The following is a 22,760-nucleotide window of genomic DNA, read 5'->3' on the forward strand; positions in this document are numbered from 1 at the left end:
CTAGAAGAGCTTTATCCGCAGATCATGACCAAGATTCGGTTTAAGGTTGCACCGAAAATGTCTAAGCAGGAGAAGAAGGCTTTGGGTATATCTGGTTTTGTGGTCATTCCTATGCGTTGGATTGTGGAACGTTCCAATGCTTGGATGGATCGTTGTAAAAGTCTGGTCAAAAACTTTGACAGAACTTTAGACAATGCTAATGCGAGAATTCATCTTTGCTTTATCAGGCTTATGCTTAAGCGCCTCGCTAAGGCTTCCTAAGATACCAAATGGGTTCTATATAGCTATTAGGAATAAAACCCAAATAGTGTGAGGCGGCGCGAAGCGCCGCCTCACACTATTTGGGTTTTGATTTGTCCTCATACACTTGGCGACAGCTATATGAAAGTATCTTTAGTCCACTTCAGTGGACTTGAGCTTTTAGCCAAGAACTTGAGTTCTTGGCTCCTTATAGCTTCTTACCTTGGATAGAATAATCCAATAGTTCCATTGGATGCATGAGGAGAACATTTTTATTTTGCAATTTCAAATGCTTGCGAATTTGGGTAATACATCCCACATTTGCCGAAGCTATTAGTTGAGCGCCAGTATCCGTGAGATTGGTTACCTTCATCTCTCCCAATTCATGCCCAACTTCTGGTTGCAAAATATTGTAGATTCCTGCACTGCCACAGCATAGAGAAGCATCAACTGATTCCCTTAGTTGGACATTAGGAATTTGACGCAACAAACGACGTGGTTCGAGGCTGATTTTTTGTCCATGAAGCATATGGCAAGCATCTTGATAGGCGATCGCTAAAGGCTGATCTTGCAATGGTGAAAGCTTCGCAGTCAAACCAACATGATCGAGAAACTCTTGCACATCCTTTACTGTTTGAGAGAAAAGCTTTGCTTTCTCAGCATAGAGAGGATCATCTTTCAAAATATGACCATATTCTTTCAATGTATGTCCACAGCCCGAAGCATTAACCAGCACCGCATCAAGATTTAAGTCAGCAAAAGCATCGATGGTCTGCTTGGCAAGTTCTAGAGTTTGGGCTTCCTGTCCTTGGTGATGGGATAACGCTCCACAACAACCTTGCAATTTAGGAACTACGACTTCACATCCATTTGCGGTTAGTACGCGCACTGTGGCATTATTCACCTCAGGCAAAAATACACGCTGTACACAACCCAAGAGCATTCCCACACGGTAACGCTTTGCTCCTTGAGCAGGAATTAACTCAGGTAAACTATCCTGAAAAGCTTGGGGAGTCAATTCGGGTAAGACTGATTCCATAGCAGCTATTTGCTTGGGCAAAAACTTTTCTAACCAACCCTGCGATCGCAATAGTTTTTGCAACCCTAATTTCTGATAAGCCAATAAAGGCGCAAGCAGCACTCGGAGGCGATTGGGATAGGGAAAAGTCGAAAAGATAAATTGCCGTAATAATTTCTCAGGTAGCGATCGCGGATGATTTCGTTCAACTTGAGCGCGAGTTGCTTCGATCAGTTGGTCATACTGTACACCTGATGGACAAGTAGTTACACAGGCAAGACAGCCTAAGCAAGTATCAAAATGTTGGGCGATCGCGGGTGATAAAGGAATATCGCCTTCATTAATTCCATCCATTAAATAGATGCGACCACGTGGCGAATCTGTTTCTTTGCCGATGATGCGATAACTAGGGCAGGTAGACAGACAAAATCCACAATGTACACAAGCATCTATCAGTTGTGGATTTGGTGGGTTTTTAGCGTCAAAACTAGGAGTTATTTCCTGATTATTTTGATAATTGATAGATGTATTCTCAAAACTAGACTTGTCGGAAACCTGCATATTTTAAAAGTGATTACGGCTACTAAGATTCTATAGCTAGACTAGTCATTATCCTTACCACCAAAATAAAAACTCAAAGCCCAAATCACCAGATCTGTCTGCGATCGCCGCCCAACTCAATCTCAAAACCTGCGATCGCCTAAAACTAAACCCATCAAAAAAGCGATCGCTATAACTTTGCTAAATTTCGTATTCAATAATAGTGAGAATAGCAAACGTTATTTCTGCCATTTTAGACTCGGATATATTACCTAAATTTGCGAATAAATCTTTGTAAATCCATCCCCCTAAGCTGAAGAGCATCAATTGCAGAATCCTTTTTGAGTCCAATTTCTGTGTCTGGTTCTATTCTAACTTGCCAAAAGTTGTTAGCAAAATATGGCTTCCAATCTGTAATTGGTGCAACAAGTTTGATCGGTAATTTCCCTGCTGCATCTAAGCTAATAACAATTCCTTCCAATCAGTTTCTTGTTGATAGTGGTCAAGCATTTCCTCAGCTTGACTTTCAAGTATTTGTCTGCGTTCAGTGATCGGTAATTTGAGAAAATCAAGGCGTTGTTCTATTCTTTGCTGACAGGCAAATAAGAGATAACTTCTGGAACTAGAATAATTAGGTAGTGTGTCACATTTGTTGAGAGATTGATGAGGATTGAAAACAAAACTCATATCTATTGATAAACAAACCAATGACAATATCATGCATCACAATCGATTTAGAGAAGCAAATCGTCTTTCTAGCTAGTCGCTTAATCCGAGTTCGTAAAGTTAGATGCTTACGTTCAATTTTCTGAGTGTTTTGCTTGCCGATCATGTGGGTGTCAGGGTCAAGAATCCTTTCGTATGCTCCCCTAGCATCAGTAAAAAAACGCTTAATTCCAAATAGTTTTAACAGATTTACTAGTTTAACGTGAGTTCGAAGGAGTAGACAAAAGCAAAAGAAAAGCTGAGACCAGGTTTGAAGAACTAAAAGCCTCAGCAATATGAACAATATCGTATCGCACTTGGATATCACCCGAATCTTCTGTGAAGTGGATGATTTCTGCCAAAGCTTTGAAAAATACTGGCAAGAGCAACCAATGTTGCAATCGATGCAGGGAGAAAGGAAAAGTCGGTCAAGAATGAGGCTGAGTGAAGTGATGACCATTGTGATCGCCTTTCATGGGTCAGGATACAAGACCTTTAAAGACTTCTATACCCTAACCGTAATACCGTTTTGGCGAAAGGCTTTTCCCCACTTGGATAAGCTACACCCGCTTTGTCGAGTTAATACCTTGGACATTGATGCTGCTCTGCTGTTTCCTGCATACGCGCAAAGGAGAAGTAACAGGGATATCCTTTATTGACTCAACCCCAATCGATGTCTGCGAAACCTGTCGTGCCCATGCCCACAAAGTATTCAAAGGAATGGTCAATTGGGGTAAAAACTCAGTTGGTTGGCACTTTGGGTTCAAACTGCATCTAATCGTCAATGACAAAGGGGAATTGCTTGCTTTTAAACTTACTCCCGCCATTGTCGATGACCGTGAACCATTACCTGACATGGCTCAAGACCTCTTTGGTAAGCTATTTGGCGACCGTGGCTATATCTCCCAACAACTATTTAATCAGTTGTATCAGCAGGGTTTACAACTGATTACCAAGCGTAAAAAAAAATGAAGAATTTTCTGGTCAAGTTGATTGACAAGATTTTGCTTCGCAAACGCGCAATTATTGAAGCGGTCAATGACCAACTGAAAAACATTTCTCAGATTGAGCATTCAAGATATCGCAGCTTTTTCAATTTCCTCGTTAACCTTTTGGCTGGTTTGGTTGCTTATTCCTATCGCGAGACTAAACCTGCTTTGGATCTTCTCTTCAAAGGCTTGCCTGCTCTACCTCCTGCTTGCTTTTAGTTCGTCGAACTCACGTTAAGATAAGCTCACTAGGCAAATTTAGCTTGGCTCACTACTGGTTTGATATCCCAACTTTTACCTAAATCTATTCATGCTGTTACTGCCAAAGGTTTTGAGCTTAAAGTCATGCTCTTTGTCCTTGCTCTTAGCGTTAATCTATGGGTAGCAACTTAGGTTACTTAGTTAATAATGTATTTTTGCCACTCGTCATGATTTCCCGATCGCAGATACTTGGTGACCTCGAAATGCAAACCACTGTGAGGACGACGTGGCTGCTTGCGTAGTGGCATCGAAGCTTCTTTGGGAGTACGATTGCCTTTTTTGACATTACAACGTACACAAGCGGTAATAATATTGTCCCAACTATCACCACCACCACGCGATCGTGGCAACACATGATCAAGTGTCAGGTCATCGCCTGTATGCCCACAGTACTGACAGGAATGAGCATCACGATGGAGGATATTGCGACGAGTAAGCGGAATTTCTTTGTAGGGAATGCTGATATATTGCAACATTCGGATCACCGTGGGCAAGGGCATCCCAGGGTAAATCATCTTGCCATTATGTTCGACTTGCTCAGCCTTGCCTTTTATAACCAACACAATAGCTCGCTGCCAATTTGTAATGTTCAGCGGTTCATAGGATGCATTTAGTACAAGGACTTTTGCCATTACCATCCAATAGACTTACATGAGATGCTACCACAGCTAAGCGAAAATCTACATAGATCTTGCAATAAAAATCAGGTTGACTGAGTCTTACAGCGCTTTGCTCTGAAAGCAGAACCGCAGGATTTTTATTGAAAGTGTGACAATACTGCACTTTCAATAAAAATTCTGCGGTTCTTTGACTACAAGCCAATTAATTGGGCAACTCGCATCGCTGAGGCGATCGCCCCTTCATGCAAGCCATCCCCAAGATAGGCTCCCACATGATAGGTATGATTTTCGCCATTAGTCTCGATAACTTCGTTGCGATAGTGCAGAGCTTCCACTGTGTATAGCGGCGTATCATGCTTCTGAACATGGATAATTTTATCTTTGGCGATCGCCTGATCTAGGTGAAAAGCTAGGCTATATTGCTGGGGCGATCGCAAAGCGCATAGTTGATTTAAGTACGCGTTATATCCCCATCCATCGGACATTTGAAAGAAATCAAACTCCGAAGCTTGCTTGATGCCATATTGCTCATACATGGAAGTATCAGTATGGATTATGGTTTGGGCATGATTGCTTTGCCAAGCAGAAAAGCGTTTTGATTCATCAAAAGTCGGATCAACCAGTAATTTAAGAACGCGATCGGGTGGCGTAGCAAAAACTACCTTGTCAAATAGTTCAATTCTGCCATCGGAAAATTGTATTTGCACTGATGTATCGATGCGCCTGATTTCGGTAATTTTAGTGTCAAGCAGAATTTTACCCCTAAATCTTGTGAGGATTGTTTCAATATAGGAATATACGCCTCCTTTAATTCTCACCCACTTGGAAAACACATAATCGCGTAGCGCAGGGATGACTAATTCGGCAGGAAAATCATCAATCAATTCCAAGGGCATTGAGTAGCTATACATCGTCAGCAATTTCAACCAATCACAGCGAATACATTCAGGCTTCAAGTAATAGGACATTGGGTGATCGTGGAGTTCTTTGGCTTGAGCAGAATGTAAGGTAATCCATAGTCCTGCCGATCGCGCATAGAGGGTATCTATTCGCAGATATTCGATCAGTCGCTGTAAGCCTGTGAAGTTTTTTTGAATCATTACCGCCGACAGGAAATGGCGACCATCTGCTAAAAACAGACCTGAACCAACCTGTACAGGCTCTAATTCAACTTCTAATTCCTGCATTAAATCCAAAAAGCTATGAAATGCAACGGGAAACTCTAGTACACCACTTTCCAACAGAAATTCGCAATCAGCATGACTCGCTTGTACATTTTTATTCAATGTCCGAATATGACCACCCAACATCGGCTGTTCTTCTACAACAGTTACAAAATGCCCCTGTTTACCCAGCAGATAAGCTGTCACCATGCCACTTGCGCCGCCACCAATAACTGCTATTTTCATGTTCATCACCTGAATGAAGTATTAGAGCGAATTAAGCAAATTACAAGAAATTTTTTAAAAGTGTTGCTTTGCAACACTTTTAAAAAATTTCTTGGTTCTGGTTACAGTGCAAAGCGCTGTAATACCAATTCACGAAAGTGTGACAACACTTTCGTGAATTAAAATCAAACCCAGTAAGAGTTTTTAGTTACGGAATCGTATCTCCTGATAAATGTTGATATAGCCTTGCTCCTGTCCAAAAGGTGGGTGCAAAACCGGGATAACCAGAGGATGCATTGCAAAAATAGAAATTCTTAAGCGATGACTCGTAATTCAGCCGACCCAGCCCCATATTCCGAGGCGTTAGACTCGACCCATATGAATTACCATCAGGACAGCCACAAAATCTTTCATTGGTCGTGGGGCTACCAGTGATTTTGAACACAATATGCTGTCGCAAATTAGGAATATAGTTCTTTTCGACAACATCAAGGATTGACTCCAAAATCTCCTCTTTTTTCTGACGATAGGCTTTTGGGTCACTATCTCGCAGTTGCTTGAAATAGTTGTAATTAGCCACTGTCAGGAATTCCATGACTTGGCATCCTTCAGGACAATCACGATCTTCTTCAGTCAAAAGTGTGGGTGTAGTAATCGCAAAGCTAGGATTAGAGAAGTCATGCTTGGTATACATCTGATCAAAGGATTCATTGAGGTCACAATGTCCTGAATGGAATGTATTCCATTTACCAAAGCCGTACTTCTGCAAATCTAGATCCTTGACGACGCAGTAAGCCATAAAGTTAGAGGGTGAATAGTCATAGTGCAGCTTTTGGCGAATTGGTTTAGAAAAATTCTCTAAGCCAATCATACGGGCTGCTTTTTGCGGATCGATGTTACAAATTACGGTTGCGCCTGTAAATTCATGGACTTGATGCGATCGCAAATCCTTTGCTTCCACGCCAATGACCGCCCCACCTTTAACGCGAAAACTGGTCACTTCATGATTGAGCAGAACCTCGCCACCATGTTCCTGAATGACTTTCACTAAGGAATTAATCACATGCTCAAAGTGTTTAGTTGGATAAAATGCGCCCTTTTGATAGCCCGTGAACAAAATCACCCAAGCATAAAAAGAGAGTTGATTCGGCGGCAATAAAAAGTCTGGCCATTGCAAAGCTAACAGGGTTTGCGCCTCTATGGGTAATTGAAATTTGTCAAAAACATCTTGGAGCGTACTATTCAAGTATCTCAAAGCGCAGAATACAGAGCCAAAATTCTGAAACAACTGACTAGGAATGATGGGTGGTGCTAATTTTTCTAATCCCTCGCTTGTGGTTTGCACTTCGCCAATAAACTTCCTAATTTGAGTCGCAGCTTGGGGAAACAAGTCGGACAACCTGCGGACTAACTCCTCCGATGAGGAGGGAATTCGCAGTGAGTAATTGGGCATATGCATATGGTCAAAACCATCGCGATCGTAATGCTCAAAGGTGACTGTCTTGTTCAAATCTAGCTTTTGGAGAACTTGATGCACAGGTTGTCCTTCACCACAGTTCCACACGTAATGAAGTTGAGCATTAAATTTATACTTATTTGCCATCGTAAAAGTATGACCAAAACCTCCTGCATGTTCGTGTGCCTCTAGGAGTTGGACTTTTTTACCAGATTTTGCCATCAAAGCCGCAAATACCAAAGCGGATATACCGCTACCAACAATCAAATAATCTGTCTTCATTTTGCCTCTCCTACAACAATACAAAGATTTGGTAGGGTTCAGAAGTCGATCATTTCATCTGGGAATATATTCCTTAATTTTACTTGATTAGTTTGATAAACAGTAGTTTATGAGTGAGATTCAGTTCAAATCAAGCTACGGCTGTTTAAAAATTTACAATTATGAATAGCTACAACAGTAAAGCATTAAAGATGTAACCGATGCTGATGATGCCGACAGTCATCAACCCGATAAATACAGCTAATAATTGAGGCTGTAGTACTTTCTTGAGAATCACGATCTCAGGCAGTGATAGAGCAGTAACTGCCATCGTGAAAGCTAATACCGTACCCATTGGCATTCCTTTATTGACCAAAGCTTCGGTAATTGGCATTACCCCCGCAATATTGGCATAGAGGGGAACGCCCATAACGACAGCGAGTGGAACTGCTAAGGGATTATTTACACCTGCATATTGCGTAATAAATTCGGTCGGTACATATCCATGAATTCCTGCCCCGATCGCAATACCAAGTACAACGTAAAGCCAAACCGATCGCACAATTTCACTAGATTGAAATCGTCCTTGCTCAAATCGTTGATTCCAAGTTAAAGCAACGGGTTCAAGGTTGTTTTCATCTTCATCATTAGTAACCATGCCTTGACGAGATCTTTGCAGTTCCCAAACAAAGGGTTCTACCCATTTTTCAAGCTTGAGCAGTCCGATGATATATCCAGAGGTGATCGCTAAGCCCACACCAAAGCCGATATAAATTAGCGTCACTTTTAGCCCAAATAATCCCCATAGCAGAATTACCGCAACTTCATTGACCATTGGGGCTGCCATTAGATAGGAGAAAGTTACACCTAAAGGCACACCTGCTTCTAAGAATCCAATAAACAAGGGAACTGCCGAGCAGGAACAAAATGGTGTGACAATTCCCACCATCGCTGCCAATACATTTCCCGCAAAGGCGCGCTTTCCCTCTAATAACGAACGGACTCGCTCTGGTTCTAAAAAGCTCTGAAATGTGCCAACGATAAAGCTAATCACAATTAGCAATGTCAAAACTTTTGGCACATCGTAAAGGAAGAAGTGCAGACTTGATCCTAAATGCGAAGCAATCTCTAGCCCCAAAAGTTTGGTGACAATCTGAGTCGCCAACCAGTCAAAGGGATAAAAGGGATCAAACATGGTTTTATGCCTCTAACTCTATAATAGCGGTTGGATCTGTTCGGGACTGATTACTTGCCCTTTACAGACAACCTTGCCATTAATGGTCATTGCGGGAGTAGACATCACCCCACGCATGGCAATTTCCACAGGATCGGTAATATGCAGAACTTCCGCTGAGAGGTTGAGGTTTGCCACAGCTTGTTTAGCATTTGCTTCTAACTGTTGGCACTTTTTACAGCCAGTACCCAAAATTTCAATTTTGACCGTATCCATGACTTACTCCTGATTCTATGGCTCATCGACTTTGATCAATCTTGCCGATAAACTTTATATATTGATATGTATCGATATATAGATTATAGAATCAATAGTTATACAAACCCGATTTCGTTATGATTTCTACACATGACTTTCTGGCTCTAGGTGACATGGATAGTCTGGATCGCCAGATTCAATTTGTAAGGTGGAGTGGTCAATGCCAAAATTAGTATGCAACGCTTCGCAAGTATCAGTCAGAAAGCGATCGCCTGTATAACCTTCGGGAATAACCAGATGTGCGGTGAGAGCCGTCTCGGTCGTACTCATGGCCCAAATATGCAGATCATGAACTTGGGTTACGCCTTGCAAATTTTGCAAAAAAGTCCGCACGGCGATCGGTTCAATCTGTTTGGGAACTCCATCAAGAATTAGTTCTAAGGCATCTTTAAACAAATTCCAAGTACCAACCACAATCACAGCAACGATCACCAAACTAATCACAGGATCAAACCAGAGCCAGCCCGTCAGTAAAATCGCCATCCCCGCCAATACCACGCCCACCGACACCAGCGCATCGGCTGCCATATGCAAAAATGCGCCCCGAATGTTCATATCTTTGTCACGTCCTGACATGAATAGGAGCGCTGTAATTGTATTAATCACCACACCGATCCCAGCGACTAAAATCACCGTACCACCAGCCACTGCGCTCGGTTCTTGCAACCGACGAATCGCTTCCCAAGTGATACCACCCATCGTTAGCAGTAACAGAATTGCATTAATTAAGGCTGCCAAGATCGAAGAGCGGCGCAGTCCATAGGTATATTTGTGGTTAGGAGGACGCTGCACCAAATAACTAGCTCCCCATGCTAACAGCAATCCCAAAACATCGCTGAGGTTATGTCCTGCATCTGCTATTAATGCTAACGAATTGGTGATTAATCCAAACCAAGCTTCAACTAGGACAAAGCCAATATTTAGACTAGTCCCAATCAAAAAGGCTCGGTTATAGGTTTTAGGCGCATGGCTGTGTTCGTGGTGATGAGCCATAGGAATGACCTTAAGATAAAAAGCAGCACTTCGTGCTGCCTTTTATCTTAGTTTATAGATTTCCATGCGATCGCCTTACTTGGTTCAGGATCGGGCAGCTTGCGCGTAATCACAGCGGCGGCGAGAACTAGTGCAGTCGATACCCAGAGACAGCCAACTAAACCATAAAACTCATACACTAAGCCAGATAAAACCGTGCCAGCTAAACGTCCGCCCGAATTCGCCATGTAGTAAAAGCCCACATTAAGCGCCACTTTATCATCATCAGTAAAGGCAAGAACTAAGTAAGAATGCACTGATGAGTTAAAGGCAAAGACTACGCCGAAGATGAGTAAGCCGCCAATTATGACTAAGTTTGGAGAAAGATTTAATTGCAAGGCGATCGCCATGATCGCAGGAACCGCAATGAGGGAAGTTGTCCAAAATCGGACTGTTTGCGATCGCGGCGGCTGACCAGATCCAAATCGCTTAATTAACGTCGGGGCAAGGGATTGAATGATGCCATAGCCAATTACCCAACAAGCTAAAAATCCGCCAACTTGATAAAACGACCAACCTAAAACACTTCGCAAAAATACAGGCAATCCCACGACAAACCACACATCTCTGGAGCCAAACAAAAAGAATCTGGCTGCTGATAGCAGATTAATTTCTGGACTTTTAGAAAAGAGTTGTTTGAACTTCACTTTTGCTTTGATTTTACCCATACCTTTGGGCAGAAATAAGCCTGTAAACAAGAGTAGAAACAGTCCTCCTGCCATAATCCACAGGGAATTGACAAAGCCAAATAATCCTAATAAAGCACTGCCAATAAAAAAGCCAACACCTTTGAGAGCATTCTTAGAACCTGTGAGAATAGCAACCCATTTAAACAGAGCCGATTGAGCATCTTGCGGTACGACTAGGCGAATCGCACTTTTGGTACTCATTTTCGTCAAGTCTTTGGCAATCCCTGTAAAAGCTTGAGCGATCATCACATAGAGAACTGCTAACCACTGCGCCCATTCAGGATTGAGAAAGGATAACAGCACCAGTGAGAATATCTGTAAGCCTATTCCTGTATAGAGTGTCACTTTCAGCCCTAATTGTGAACCAATCCATCCGCCTAAGAAGTTGGTGATGACCCCAAAGACTTCATAGAAGAGAAATAGCGAAGCGATTTGAATTGGGGTATAGCCAATATTATTGAAATAAAGCAATACTAAGAGTCGCAAAGCGCCATCGGTAATCGTAAATCCCCAATAGGTGAGGGTAACAAGCACATAGTTCTTGAAGTTCGCTTGGGATGCAGTAGAGGAGGTCATAGGTTTTCTTAAAGAATATTTGCAGCAAAATTGAGCGTGCTTTGTACGCTCAATTTTGCTTTTATAAAGAGAGCGCTACTTTTCTCGCCAATTCCGCCATGCGACAGGAATAGCCCCACTCGTTGTCATACCAAGCGAGAATCTTGACCTGAGTGCGATCGATCACCATTGTTGAGAGGGCATCAATAATCGACGATCGCGAATCATCTTTGTAATCAATGGAAACTAAAGGACGTTCTTCATAGCCTAAAATCCCCTTCAGTTCACCATCGGCGGCGGCTTTCAACAAACTATTTACTTCCTCAATTGTGGTTTCTCTTTCTACTTCAAATACACAGTCCGTAAGCGAAGCATTCAGCAAAGGCACGCGCACAGCTAATCCATTTAATTTGCCCTTGAGTTCGGGATAGATAAGGGTTATCGCCGTTGCCGATCCCGTTGTTGTCGGAATTAGCGATAAAGCTGAAGCCCTTGCGCGGCGCAGATCTTTGTGAGGTGCATCGACGAGGGTTTGGGTATTTGTGTTGTCATGAATAGTGGTAATTACGCCATGCTTAATGCCTAAGCCTTCGTGGATAACTTTCACCACAGGCGCAAGACAGTTGGTAGTGCAAGATGCTCCCGTAAGAATCCGATGCTGTGCGGGATCGTAGAGATGATCGTTAATTCCCATCACGATATTTAGTGCTTCTTCCTTCACAGGAGCCGCGACGATTACTTTTTTTACGCCTTTGCTAAAATAGGGATTTAGGGTTTCTGGAGTGCGGAATTTACCAGAACATTCCAGAACTAGATCTACACCTAATTCTTGCCAGTTGATTAATTCGGGTTTGGTATATTCGCTAAAGCTGATTTTTTGAATTGATTTTTGATCGTCAATGACTAGGCGATCTCCTTCCAATCTCACCTCAGGCAACCAACGACCATGCACAGAGTCAAACTTAAGTAAATGCGCGGCAGCTTCTATACCGCCCTTGATTTCATTAATTTGCACAAACTCTAATTCAGGGAAATCCCAAGCAGCTCGCAGAACTAGTCTGCCAATTCTGCCAAAACCATTAATACCAACTCGCACAGCCATAGATTATCTAGAGGTTAAGTATGTTTTAAATATTGATTAAGATAAATATTTGTCTTAATCAATATATTCATTTTGACTATACTAATTGAAATCTGTCAACAGTAAAAATTGACCTAATTAAGATTGCTTGTATAGCAACGGACTTGACAAAAACACTTTCTAACTAGTCTTTGGAAAATGTCTCAAAACCATTGCTTAGACTATGATTTCCCTAGAGAAAAACTGATGAAATCTCAGTAAATGGCGAACTTTTTTAGTCAGCCAATTCACTTACACTAAAGTATGTCAAATCATTGACACTATAAGTTAATCTTAAGATTGTGTGATGTGAGTAAACTTGCTTGTCTTCCAAACAGGCAAATCTTTAAGTTAAGTAATAGCAAGTTATGAGCGATCAAGAAGACCAACAAGAAAAGCCAGAAAACATTAGCGATCGCGTCGAAGATATTGAAGATTCAAAGCCTAAGCCATCTTTCCGCCCTAAATTGCGATATATCTTAGGATTATTGTTTATGGGTGTGGTACTTAGTGGTGCAACCGCAAGGACTTGGCAGATTTTCAATAAGCCGAAGTCTATCGAACCGATCGCCCAAAATGCGAATAATCCAATTCCACTATTTGATCGTAACGGCTATCCATTAATGAATCCACCGCCTCCTGAGGATGCCGAAGTATGGGAATGCGAAGTGGCTGTTGTGGGCGGTTCGTTAGGGGGTGTAGCGGCGGCTTATCACTCGATGAAAACTGGGGCAACAACTTGCCTGATCGAGCTTACACCGATGCTGGGTGGACAAGTTAGCTCACAGGGAGTTAGCGCGATCGATGAATCGCTACTGATGCGCTATCGTCAGCAATTTCCCCTTAGTTGGACGCATTTTAAAAACATTATAGCCAGTCAGCCTGCTTTGCCAGAGAAATATTCTTACCTGAAACCAGGTGCGGTGGTTGCGGATACAAATAGCTGTTGGGTGGGCAATCTTTGCTTTACGCCCTATTCAGGAGAACTAGCCTCGGAAGAATTTTTGCGTGAGTCACAGCGCTCAGCCCCTAAAAGCCGATGGAGTACTCAGATTGCCTTTAAGGGAGCTAGTTTTAATGAAAAAGGCGATCGCATTACCGCCATCCATGCAGTGCAGAGAATTCCTCGCGATCCTAACTATCTTCCTCAAGGGCGCTTATCTCGTGAAATCAAAAGCTGGTTTAATTGGAACTCTGATGAAACCTTTGTCAAAAAGCCCATCCGTTTGCAGCCTCCTGTAGGTAAGCAGATGATTGTGATTGATTCTACAGATACTGCTGAATTGATCGCTTGGGCAAATCTTCCTCATCGTTTAGGTTCTGAAGGTTTTGCTACAACAGGAGAAGTTCATGCAGTAGCAGACAATCCTGAATGCACGCAAGCTTTTACTTTTCCTTTTGTTCTGAAAATTGCTGATGATGAAGGGCGATCGCTTAAAGAACTTCGCAAAGTTCAACCAGGTTATTCCCGTGAAGAACATCGCAGCGACTACGATTTGGGTAGATTTCCCATGTTTGAAGGCAATAGCGTATTCAACTATCGCCGTATTGTCAGTATGAAGCGTGATGATCCGTTTAAGGCAGTTCCTGCTAAAGGCGATATGACGGTGATTAACTGGAACCGTGGTAATGATTGGGGGATAATGAATCCGCCTCTAATCTTGACTGATAAACAAATCCGAGATTCTGGACAACAGCAAAACTGGTTAGGGGGATTGAATACGACAGCCCTCAAGGATGGTGAAAACCATGCTCTGCTATTTGCGGAATGGCTCATGGAAAAGTATGCATCCGCAGAATTTCCTCTACGGTTGATGTCTGGAGTTGATAGCCCGATGCCCACAGAATCGGGATTAAGCATGTATCCATATATCCGTGAAGGTCGGCGAATTTTGGGAAGATCAGCCTATGGTCAGTCCGAGTTTATGATGCGTGAGCAAGATATCCGTAATGATATGGAAGGTGAGCGTAATTTTAATCCTACTTCGATTGGGTTGACCCACTATGCGATCGATATGCATGGCTGTCGCTATCGCAATTGGGAACCATCGAAAGCTCCAAGTTCAGCTCCTGCTAATGAGGATAAAGTCCGTCCAATTATTATGCCGTTTGAGAGTTTAATTCCTCAGCGTATCGATAATTTGCTGATGGGTGGTAAGGCGATCGCGGTTAGTCACATTGTCAATGGCGCAACTCGCATTCATGTTGGTGAATGGTCGGCAGGAGCCGCCGCAGGAGCCACAGCCGCATGGATTGTTTTGCAAGATGACCCATCGTTAACTCCACAGGCTATCCTCGATCGCGGTAGGATTGGCGATTTACAGACGCTTTTGCGATCGCAAGGGCTGGTTTTGGAATGGTAAATACAAAAGGGACATTCTTTGAATGTCCCTTTTGTATCTATAGCTATAGATAGCGCGACTCGCAATATTTTTTACTTTTTAATGGCGATCACTGTAAATAGTTGTTTAAAGGTTAGCAATACCAAACCCACAGCAATCACCGCAAAAATCATCGTTGCGCCAGTCCCGATCGCTAACAGTAATGTCCGAACTAATGTGGCAATACGATTAGCTAGAGTATTCGTAGTCTGTAAAGGTGCTGAAGCTAGCTTGTGGGCTACCATATTTGTAAATGAGTAAAGCCCAGTGGCAAGAGTAGCCGAGATTGCTGCTCCTGTAAGATTTTTAAAAGGAGACGCAGGAGATTCTTGTGGAGATGGGAGGTTGGCTTCTTCGGTCATATCAGGGCTAGCAAAATCTTTAACTAGAGGGTGACAAGTAACAGCAGGACTTGCTGTTACTTGTATTTTGTATTTTGTGACTTGCGATCACAAAAAAATCACTTAAGCAGGCAAAAAACTTAATATCTTTGACCACAAAATGATTTAAGATATCCGCACTCAACACAAAAATGCTAGTCCCACTGGAAACAGTGGGCTTTTTTCTGTGTACTTTTATCATTGCACAAATGTTTGTGCGGTGCGACAACAAAATTTAGCACAAAGCTCAGCCAAGAGTTGATGTTGCGCCGCAACACCAACTCTTGGCTGAGCTTTGTGCTAAACCCAAACCAAAATATTTTTTGAAAGTGTTGTGTCACAACACTTTCAAAAAATATTTTGGGATTTGTTTGCTTGGTAATTGCTGTGGGTTTTATGGTCTGACGCTAAGCTAGAAAGAGAGTAGCGAACCCCAAATAATAAGAGTCGGTGCTTCGCGCCGACTCTTATTATTTGGGGTTCAAGCATTATGGCTCTTGAGCCTTGCCAAGTGCTGCATATAACATTTGCATAACTTCCATATATCTTTTTGATAACAAAATCCCCCTAAGAATCACTTTTAAATAGTTGAAAAAGTGAATAATATCTATAACAAATACTCCACTAAGCTTTGTCCATCAGAAATATAAGCTTTAGGTATTGTTTAGCTCATCTTTTAAAGAATGAAATTATTATGTTCTGGACAGCAGATCGTATTTACTCTCAAGGAATTGAACAAGCACAGCAAAGAATTTATGAATTCTTTTTAGATATTGTGCGCCGTAAATCACCAGAACAAGTACTCGTAGATTTCAAGAATTTATTTATAGATTTTAGTGCCAGTAATAATCCTGAAATTACTCAGGCTCTCGATCAAGTTTTGACTGCATATAATGAAAAAGAATTTTTTTATACTTTAAAACGTTGCTGTTATATTCTGATTAACAATTGGACAGTTAGCAATAAAAGAGCTTGTATTCAATCATTGATTGATGTTTTTAATCATCCTTCAATCCATAAGAAACCAAACTCTCTTAAATTAAGAACTCTCAGAATTTGGTTGCAAATGTTTATAAGTAGTGAAGATTTTCAATCATTACAACTATTTACATTGCATTTAGAAGGTTATGGTAATCATGATCAAAACTGGAGTAATCGTTTTGCATCTTACTTACTTGCTTATCAATATATCAACCCAGCTAGTCCTCAAGAGCAGAGACAGGCTGCCAACTTATTAGCTCAAAAGATGAAAGATAAGTTTAAGTTTGATCTCGCTATGTATACTGCGCGGATAGGAACACAATCTTCTCTACAAAATCACTCATCAAATCCTACAAGCCTAAGTAACAATGTGATTAATCTTGTTACACTTATGCTTACTAAAAAGAGTGTGCTGAATTGTCAACAATTAGCTGTTAATTTCCTTGAGAATATTGAGGGTTTATCCTATCAAGAATTTAAAGTTAGTTTACTTAAATATATTGATTTCTCTGTGGCTGATGCCGAAATATCTGAGTCAGTACAAACTAAACTGTATGATGATTTATGGGAGTTGAAATCAAACCACCATGAATATCCTGTTAGCACCATCCTAATCTTAAAAACCGCTAAGCACCTAATTAGTGAAATCACAATTAGCGATCGCGAACAGCCCACAGAGTTATTTAATATCTTACTGCACCATACCAACCCGATTAATTTAGTAATGCTGCTTGTGAAACTTTTATTACTAAATGAATCTATTCGCCCATATCTTGAACTAAGAGTAGCTTCTATAATTAAGTACTACAGTCAATATAGTGAGTCTAAATGTAAATCAGTCATTGCCTTTATCGATATGCTGAATATCGCCCTTGCAATTTATGCTGGTGAAACTCGCTACAACCTTGTACGAATGACCCCCTATGATTTATCAAATTTACAGGAAAGTAATACTGAATCAGATTCGCAGATTTCTAGCTTTGACACTAGCGAATACCGAATTTTTTCTCAGACTCGGTAATTTTGACTGAGTTCCTAGACAAGAGATATTGCGCCGCGAAACGATGCAACATCTCTTGCATTTATAGTTTTAAAAAACACCCTTACGCATCTCTTCAGCAATAAACGCACTGGTCCTCGCTGTAATTGCCATCTCGGTTAAAGTAGGGCTTTGCCAACCCGATGAAGTCCAACAAGCGCCATCGGTGACAAAAAGATTAGGAGATTCCCAAATTTGATTATGGGCATTGACTACCGAGTTTGTTGGTGACGTTCCCATTCTCGCGCCGCCGACTTCATGGATGTAATAACCAGGGGGAGCCGAAAATGCCATGGTTTCTTCCATCCGACTGACAAAATCCGCAAAGATAGGGACATGAAACATATCAGTCAACTTCATATTTTTCCCTCCTGCAAGTTTGATGATTTCGTCAATCTGTCGGTGCATATGGTCTAACATCAGATGTTCGTTCTCTGACCAAGCACATTCGATATGAGGTACAGGAATTCCCCATGCATCAACGACATCATTACTTAATTGAATTTGGTTGTTATAGCGAGGTAGAACTTCTCCATGGGCGATCAGAAAACCAATAGAACCAGATCCGACTTTACGGACAATGCTTGGTAAATCAAAGCGCTGTACCCCACCCCAAATACCATAGCCGCGCAAAAACTTCTCTTGTTGTGATTCCAAATTAGTAAAGCAGGGAATAAAAAAGCTGTCACATCCTGAAAGATCGAAGGTTTTAGGTTGTTTGATATTGGGTAAGAAAAAGAAAGTGGAAGTGGATACATGATCCATCAAATATCGTCCTAGCATTCCCGATGGATTGGTTAATCCCGCAGATTGATATTTCTCTGTGGAGTGTAAGAGAATCCGCACCGATTCGATAGTAGAAGCGCATAGAACGACAGTACGCGCAAATACTTCATGGGTGGTTTTGCTGTTGCGATCGCAATATGCCACACCACGAGCCTTGCGCGTATCTGGATCAAAAATCACATGACTAACTACTGCATCCGATCTCAAAGTCACATTACCCGTGGCGATTGCTGCCTTGAGCGAAGAACCGAGACTAGAATACATCGGCCAAGGTTGCTCTGGGGTGGGACGATGCAGACCAAAGCCCCGTGATGGGATTAGGGAACGGTCAGACCAATGGTTTTCCACAACCTGCTTTAAATGCAGTTCGGCGGGAGTAAGGGGTAAAGTCGGCTGATATTCACCATCGGGCAGTTGGGCTAGTCCCTCTTGACTGCCGCGCACTTGAAAAAACTGTTCCAATTTGCTGTAGTAAGGTGCGAGATCGGCATAGGCGATCGGCCAGTCCTGCTCATGTCCATCGCGACTGGCGGCTTTAAATTCATAATCCGATAGGCGGAGGGTGATGCCTCCCCAAGTCAAACTTTTGCCGCCCACTTGCCGCCCACGAATCCAATAAAAGGGCTGATCGTCTGGTGTGGTATAGGGATTATCCTTTTCATCGATGAATAAGTCAGGGTTTGCCTTCCAGTAACCAGGGTGCATCGATTGGTAAGACTGTCGTTTAGAAATAGCGAGGTTATAAAATCGCTTTGCCATATCCCTAACCTGATGCCCTAGATCTGCCTTAGCATCGGGAGTACGACCTGCTTCTAAGACAAGGACTTTGAGACCCCGTTCGCTCAATTCCTTAGCCGCAACGCCGCCATTGGCTCCAGAACCAACCACGATCGCATCATAAATTTCTGAAGAGGTATGGGTACTCATCTTTCTTGACACACCTTAAGCTTTTAGATATTTGCTTGGCAACTACAGCAATTTAATATCTTGCCTGAAAATGTTCCCAGAATTGCAAGGGTTTCGCAGATTATGCAGCAACGCAAAAGATAGCTAGGACAAATCAACACCAAAAAGATGAGTGGCGGCGCTTCGCGCCGCCACTCATCTTTTTGGTTTTAAGTCTTAAGCAAAGCTTACATTGCTATAGAATATGGTTATGAAGTTCTTGATAAATTACTTCAAGATATTCATCGATAAATTTTGACCAACCAATGACAATGACTTGATTGTGAGTTAACTTCTCAGAATGAATATCATCATAGCCAAAGCCAATTTCTCGACCTGAGAGATCACAACAAACTAGCCCTGCGGCTTTGGCGATCGCTAAGGGTCCAACGGTATCCCAAAGCTTAACCCGACGATTCAGATAGATATAGGCACTTGCCCGACCTTGGACAACTTCCATTACCTTTAAGCCAAAACTACCAAGGGTATAAAACTCGACATTGGGAACCGCCGCCCGAATCGCATCACCATAGGCAAGATCATCCTTTTTACTGACGATCACGCGATCGCTACTTGCTCCTACGGGTGGAACCGCATAGAGAACTTCAGGAACATTCCCATTTGTGACGGTGAATACTCCATTAATCGCCGTACCGCCAAAGTATAAAAGATCGCTCTTTGGTGCATAGATCCAACCTAGTGTAGGCTGAAATGCTTCTAGAACTCCAACCATCACCGAGTAGAACTCACGTCCATGAATGAAGTCATCTGTGCCATCAATGGGATCGATAAACCAGTACTTTTGATTTAATTCCGTATATTGTTTCCACAGTTCCTGCGATCGCGAATTTTCTTCACTAATTACCACATCATTGGGAAACCATGCTTGAAACCTTTGACTAAGTAAATGATCGAGTTCGCGATCAACATTGGTGACATAATCATCAAAGCCTTTCTCGTCAACTTGAAAACCCGACTCTCTTAGATGAATTGCTTTTTGACCAATCTCACGAATAAACTGACAAATTTCTGTCTGTAGTAGAGGATTCATATGATCAATTCTATGGTTGACGGCGTGAGAATAAGCGAAAATAGAGCGATCGCCAAAATTCTTTGACGGGATAGGCAATGAAGGTAAGCGGATTAATTGTGACAATGATATCGTGTAAACCTAGTTGCGCTAGAAAGGCGATCGCCCAAGCCACAAAACTAGCAGACATCACCCCATAGGGATTGAGATCGCTTTTAAAAGGGCCTAAAATCAATTTGCGAATTGTGCAGAAGTTATCAAGGCGACGCAACGTCACCAAATCACCGATCGCCCGTTTCGAGAGTTCATACAATGGACTGAAAGCAGGATTGACTTCAGCTTCGGAAGTATTTACCCAAATCTCCTTAGTAGAATTTAGACTAGACTCGACAGTTTCTAAGAACATATCGATCCAACGGAAAACGGAAAACGTATTAACCTCGTAGGATTTATAAATTGATGCAGAATCTCTGGCTCCCAATACATTCACCCCATGATTGAGAATGAGAATATCAACTGTTTGTAAGCGATCGCGTAACGCTGCTTCATGCCCTAGTTGCCAAGTTATGACTTCTATTTCTTTTTTCTCTTGATTATCGCTGTCTGTTATTTGAAAACTTGCATCAGGTGAAGTAGTTAGTGCAATTATTCTTGCCCCTCGTTTAGATAACTCAGACATCAGCGCACGCCCCATTGTGCCTGAAGCGCCTGTAATTGCGATTGTTTTATCCTTAAATGACAAGGCTGTACCCAAAACTCTATCTACAAGTGTAACCGTACTACAAAAATATGCCTCACTACGATCAAAAATTTTGCTGTATCAACACGGCGATCGTATAAGTACTTGTGCAAAATAAATGATCCAAGCCCGTAAATTTGCGCCCCGCAGGGGCGCAAATTTACGGGCTTGGATTTCAATTCACAAAATCGCTACGCCATTTTGCGTTTTGGTATAACATATCTCTAAACCATCAACACCTTTAACAAAGCGGACTATAAAATAGATTTTGCAACAGTTTCCTTTTGATTTTAATGATTTACCCAAACCTACTTATTTGGTAGGTGGATGGGTACGTGATCGCCTATTGCGGCGACAAGGTAAATATCTTGATCTTGATTTTGTCTTACCTGAAAATGCAGTGGAAACGGCTCAAGCGATCGCCCGTAAATACAAGGCAGGATTTGTTGTCCTAGATACAGAGCGTCGAATTGCACGAGTTGTATTTCCAAATGGAACTGCTGACTTTGCTCAACAGATGGGCAGTAGTTTAATTGCGGATCTGGGACGGCGTGACTTTTGTATGAATGCGATCGCTTTAGAATGTCATCAATTAATTGGTGATCAGTCATTGGGGATTGGTGAAGGGTTGTCGGCGAGAGAAGATTTTATTGATCCTTTTGATGGAATTGGGGATTTAAACGCAAAGAGAATTAGGATGGTTGCGCCTGAGAATTTGGCGGAAGATCCTTTACGGATTTTGCGGGGATATCGACAGGCGGCGCAGTTAGGTTTTGAGATTGAAGATTTAACGCGGCAGGTTTTGATCAAACTTGCGCCGAGATTAAAATCTGTGGCAGCGGAACGGGTACGCACAGAATTAGGCTATCTATTGTCAATTAGTAATGGTAGTCAATGGATGATGGGAGCAGTTGGCGATCGCATTTTAGAGGATTGGTTGCCAAGTCAGCATTTAAATAGGGAGCGATTTACCAAAATTGAACATGTAATTTCGCTATTGTTAACGCAATTTCCTAATTTAGACTGTTTTTTTAGTAAACAGTTAGCAGGCGATCGCTATGCCTTAGTAGTCATCAAATTAGCAGCTTTGACTAGTAGTGCGACCGTATTAGATACTCTTGGGCTGAGTCGGGCTGAGCAACGCTGGTTAGTGGGCATTTTGCGTTATCTGCCTCAATTTATCGCACTTTTAGATGATGCTTCTCCTAAGGAACAGTACAAATTTTTTCAAGCAACTCTAGAATTTTTCCCAGCGATCGCGGCTCTTGCTTTAGCTAGCGATTATGAGTTAGCGAAGATTTTACCTTGGTTAGAACGATGGCTCAATCCCCATGATGCGATCGCCTATCCTGTAGCCTTGATTACTGGTGATGATTTGAGAAAAGAGTTAGGAATTCCACCTAGTCCGAAAATTGGTGAATTTCTCGAACTTGTCAAAATTGCACAGGTTGAAGGAAAGATTAGCTTTAAAGCAGAGGCGATCGCTTTTGTGCAATCAATTATTAATTACTGATGTTACGTGGAACTCAGATGATGAATCTCTTGCTGCGAGCATGACAGAGCAACCACGGGGGGATTGCCCCTACCCCAATAATTTGGTTTTGTAGGGGCTGCGCCCCCGTGCCAGCCCTAAACTTAGATGATTGCAGGAATTTCATCCACTTAACATCATTTAGTTAGTTAGGATGGGTGCAAAGCACCCATCCTAACTAATTAAATAGTTATCTGAGTTAAGTACATGCAGTTTTTAGCTAAAGCCAATGTTTTAGCCCCCTAAATCCCCCAAGTTTGGGGAACTTGAATCTGGTTCCCCCCAGACTTGGGTGGCTAGGGGGGGCTAAAGCAAAACTTCTCAAACACGCTCTAATATTCAATATATAGCAAAAAAATGGATAGTTAGGACAGATAGCAGAAAGCTTGACTAACGGTATCCCATAAACTTTCACATTGACCAATTACTTTACAGACATAATTCTTCAACCTAGTCCAGAATTTCTCAATCTTGTTTAAGTCAGGAGAATAGGGTGGTAAAAATAGCACCTCACATCCAGTCTGACGGACTAATTGCCTAATCCTTTCCTGTGGATGAAAACCAGCATTATCGATGACTAAT

General features: G+C 42.0%; 17 protein-coding genes and 5 pseudogenes. 5 read left to right on the forward strand and 17 right to left on the reverse strand.

Annotated elements, in window-relative coordinates:
* A pseudogene (locus tag B9G53_RS22255) lies at positions 1–261 on the forward strand (hypothetical protein); the annotation flags it as partial.
* A 187-nt stretch (positions 262–448) separates the two neighbouring features.
* On the opposite strand, the gene B9G53_RS22260 reads toward B9G53_RS22255, so the two are convergent.
* The 4 genes and pseudogenes from B9G53_RS22260 to B9G53_RS22275 form a co-directional block, all read right to left on the reverse strand.
* On the reverse strand, positions 449–1,819 hold the full coding sequence (locus tag B9G53_RS22260) for a (Fe-S)-binding protein (RefSeq protein WP_094535650.1): 1,371 nt from the start codon (positions 1,817–1,819) through the stop codon (positions 449–451).
* 180 nt (positions 1,820–1,999) lie between these two features.
* Positions 2,000–2,279: pseudogene (locus B9G53_RS22265) on the reverse strand (type II toxin-antitoxin system PemK/MazF family toxin).
* Positions 2,255–2,485 carry a hypothetical protein gene (locus B9G53_RS22270; protein ID WP_094535651.1) on the reverse strand — a complete coding sequence of 77 codons (231 nt, stop codon included), beginning with the start codon at positions 2,483–2,485 and terminating at the stop codon, positions 2,255–2,257. Before B9G53_RS22270 ends, B9G53_RS22265 begins: the two are co-directional and overlap by 25 nt.
* A pseudogene (locus tag B9G53_RS22275) lies at positions 2,442–2,678 on the reverse strand (IS1 family transposase); the annotation flags it as partial. The pseudogene B9G53_RS22275 and the gene B9G53_RS22270, both read right to left, overlap by 44 nt.
* A 142-nt stretch (positions 2,679–2,820) precedes the next feature.
* Between B9G53_RS22275 and B9G53_RS22280 the strand changes: the two are divergent.
* Positions 2,821–3,711: pseudogene (locus B9G53_RS22280) on the forward strand (IS982 family transposase).
* Between the two features lie 179 nt (positions 3,712–3,890).
* Here B9G53_RS22280 and B9G53_RS22290 read toward each other — a convergent pair.
* From B9G53_RS22290 to B9G53_RS22325, 8 genes are all read right to left on the reverse strand, one after another.
* On the reverse strand, positions 3,891–4,385 hold the full coding sequence (locus B9G53_RS22290; protein WP_094535652.1) for an HNH endonuclease: 495 nt from the start codon (positions 4,383–4,385) through the stop codon (positions 3,891–3,893).
* A 179-nt stretch (positions 4,386–4,564) separates the two neighbouring features.
* Positions 4,565–5,782: an FAD-dependent oxidoreductase gene (locus tag B9G53_RS22295; RefSeq protein WP_094535653.1), complete on the reverse strand. Its 1,218-nt coding sequence runs from the start codon at positions 5,780–5,782 to the stop codon at positions 4,565–4,567.
* A gap of 187 nt (positions 5,783–5,969) precedes the next feature.
* Positions 5,970–7,499: an NAD(P)/FAD-dependent oxidoreductase gene (locus B9G53_RS22300; RefSeq protein WP_094535654.1), complete on the reverse strand. Its 1,530-nt coding sequence runs from the start codon at positions 7,497–7,499 to the stop codon at positions 5,970–5,972.
* A gap of 169 nt (positions 7,500–7,668) precedes the next feature.
* On the reverse strand, positions 7,669–8,673 hold the full coding sequence (locus B9G53_RS22305; RefSeq protein WP_094535655.1) for a permease: 1,005 nt from the start codon (positions 8,671–8,673) through the stop codon (positions 7,669–7,671).
* An 18-nt stretch (positions 8,674–8,691) separates the two neighbouring features.
* The gene (locus B9G53_RS22310; RefSeq protein ID WP_094535656.1) at positions 8,692–8,928 is read right to left on the reverse strand and encodes a thioredoxin family protein; all 237 of its coding nucleotides are present in this window, start codon (positions 8,926–8,928) and stop codon (positions 8,692–8,694) included.
* Positions 8,929–9,054: 126 nt separating this feature from the next.
* Positions 9,055–9,963 (reverse strand): cation diffusion facilitator family transporter, encoded by a 909-nt coding sequence (locus tag B9G53_RS22315; RefSeq protein ID WP_094535657.1) that lies wholly within the window; start codon positions 9,961–9,963, stop codon positions 9,055–9,057.
* 47 nt (positions 9,964–10,010) lie between these two features.
* A complete protein-coding gene (arsJ, locus tag B9G53_RS22320) occupies positions 10,011–11,267 on the reverse strand; it encodes an organoarsenical effux MFS transporter ArsJ (protein ID WP_094535658.1) in 1,257 nt (418 codons plus the stop codon).
* A 61-nt stretch (positions 11,268–11,328) separates the two neighbouring features.
* On the reverse strand, positions 11,329–12,348 hold the full coding sequence (locus B9G53_RS22325) for an ArsJ-associated glyceraldehyde-3-phosphate dehydrogenase (protein WP_094535659.1): 1,020 nt from the start codon (positions 12,346–12,348) through the stop codon (positions 11,329–11,331).
* Between the two features lie 386 nt (positions 12,349–12,734).
* Between B9G53_RS22325 and B9G53_RS22330 the strand changes: the two genes are divergently transcribed.
* Entirely contained in the window at positions 12,735–14,729 is a 1,995-nt protein-coding gene (locus tag B9G53_RS22330; protein WP_094535660.1) for an FAD-dependent oxidoreductase, read from the forward strand.
* Positions 14,730–14,800: 71 nt separating this feature from the next.
* Here B9G53_RS22330 and B9G53_RS22335 read toward each other — a convergent pair whose 3' ends face one another.
* Positions 14,801–15,109, reverse strand: a complete 309-nt coding sequence (locus tag B9G53_RS22335) for a DUF3082 domain-containing protein (RefSeq protein ID WP_094535661.1) — start codon at positions 15,107–15,109, stop codon at positions 14,801–14,803.
* A 712-nt stretch (positions 15,110–15,821) separates the two neighbouring features.
* On the opposite strand from B9G53_RS22335, the gene B9G53_RS22340 reads away from it, so the two are divergent.
* Positions 15,822–17,129 (forward strand): hypothetical protein, encoded by a 1,308-nt coding sequence (locus B9G53_RS22340; RefSeq protein WP_094535662.1) that lies wholly within the window; start codon positions 15,822–15,824, stop codon positions 17,127–17,129.
* Positions 17,130–17,198: 69 nt separating this feature from the next.
* Here the strand turns inward: B9G53_RS22340 and B9G53_RS22345 are convergent, their stop codons facing one another.
* The 3 genes from B9G53_RS22345 to B9G53_RS22355 form a co-directional block, all read right to left on the reverse strand.
* Positions 17,199–18,860 (reverse strand): GMC oxidoreductase, encoded by a 1,662-nt coding sequence (locus B9G53_RS22345; protein WP_094535663.1) that lies wholly within the window; start codon positions 18,858–18,860, stop codon positions 17,199–17,201.
* A gap of 214 nt (positions 18,861–19,074) precedes the next feature.
* Positions 19,075–19,929, reverse strand: coding sequence for a 3'(2'),5'-bisphosphate nucleotidase CysQ (locus B9G53_RS22350; RefSeq protein WP_094535664.1), 855 nt, complete (start codon positions 19,927–19,929; stop codon positions 19,075–19,077).
* A 10-nt stretch (positions 19,930–19,939) separates the two neighbouring features.
* On the reverse strand, positions 19,940–20,719 hold the full coding sequence (locus B9G53_RS22355) for a bifunctional sterol desaturase/short chain dehydrogenase (protein ID WP_094535665.1): 780 nt from the start codon (positions 20,717–20,719) through the stop codon (positions 19,940–19,942).
* 196 nt (positions 20,720–20,915) lie between these two features.
* On the opposite strand from B9G53_RS22355, the gene B9G53_RS22360 reads away from it, so the two are divergent.
* Positions 20,916–22,160, forward strand: a complete 1,245-nt coding sequence (locus tag B9G53_RS22360; RefSeq protein WP_094535666.1) for a CCA tRNA nucleotidyltransferase — start codon at positions 20,916–20,918, stop codon at positions 22,158–22,160.
* Between the two features lie 461 nt (positions 22,161–22,621).
* Here the strand turns inward: B9G53_RS22360 and B9G53_RS28740 are convergent.
* Positions 22,622–22,760: pseudogene (locus B9G53_RS28740) on the reverse strand (transposase); the annotation flags it as partial.

Origin of the sequence: Pseudanabaena sp. SR411, assembly GCF_002251945.1 — a bacterium.
GTDB lineage: Bacteria > Cyanobacteriota > Cyanobacteriia > Pseudanabaenales > Pseudanabaenaceae > Pseudanabaena.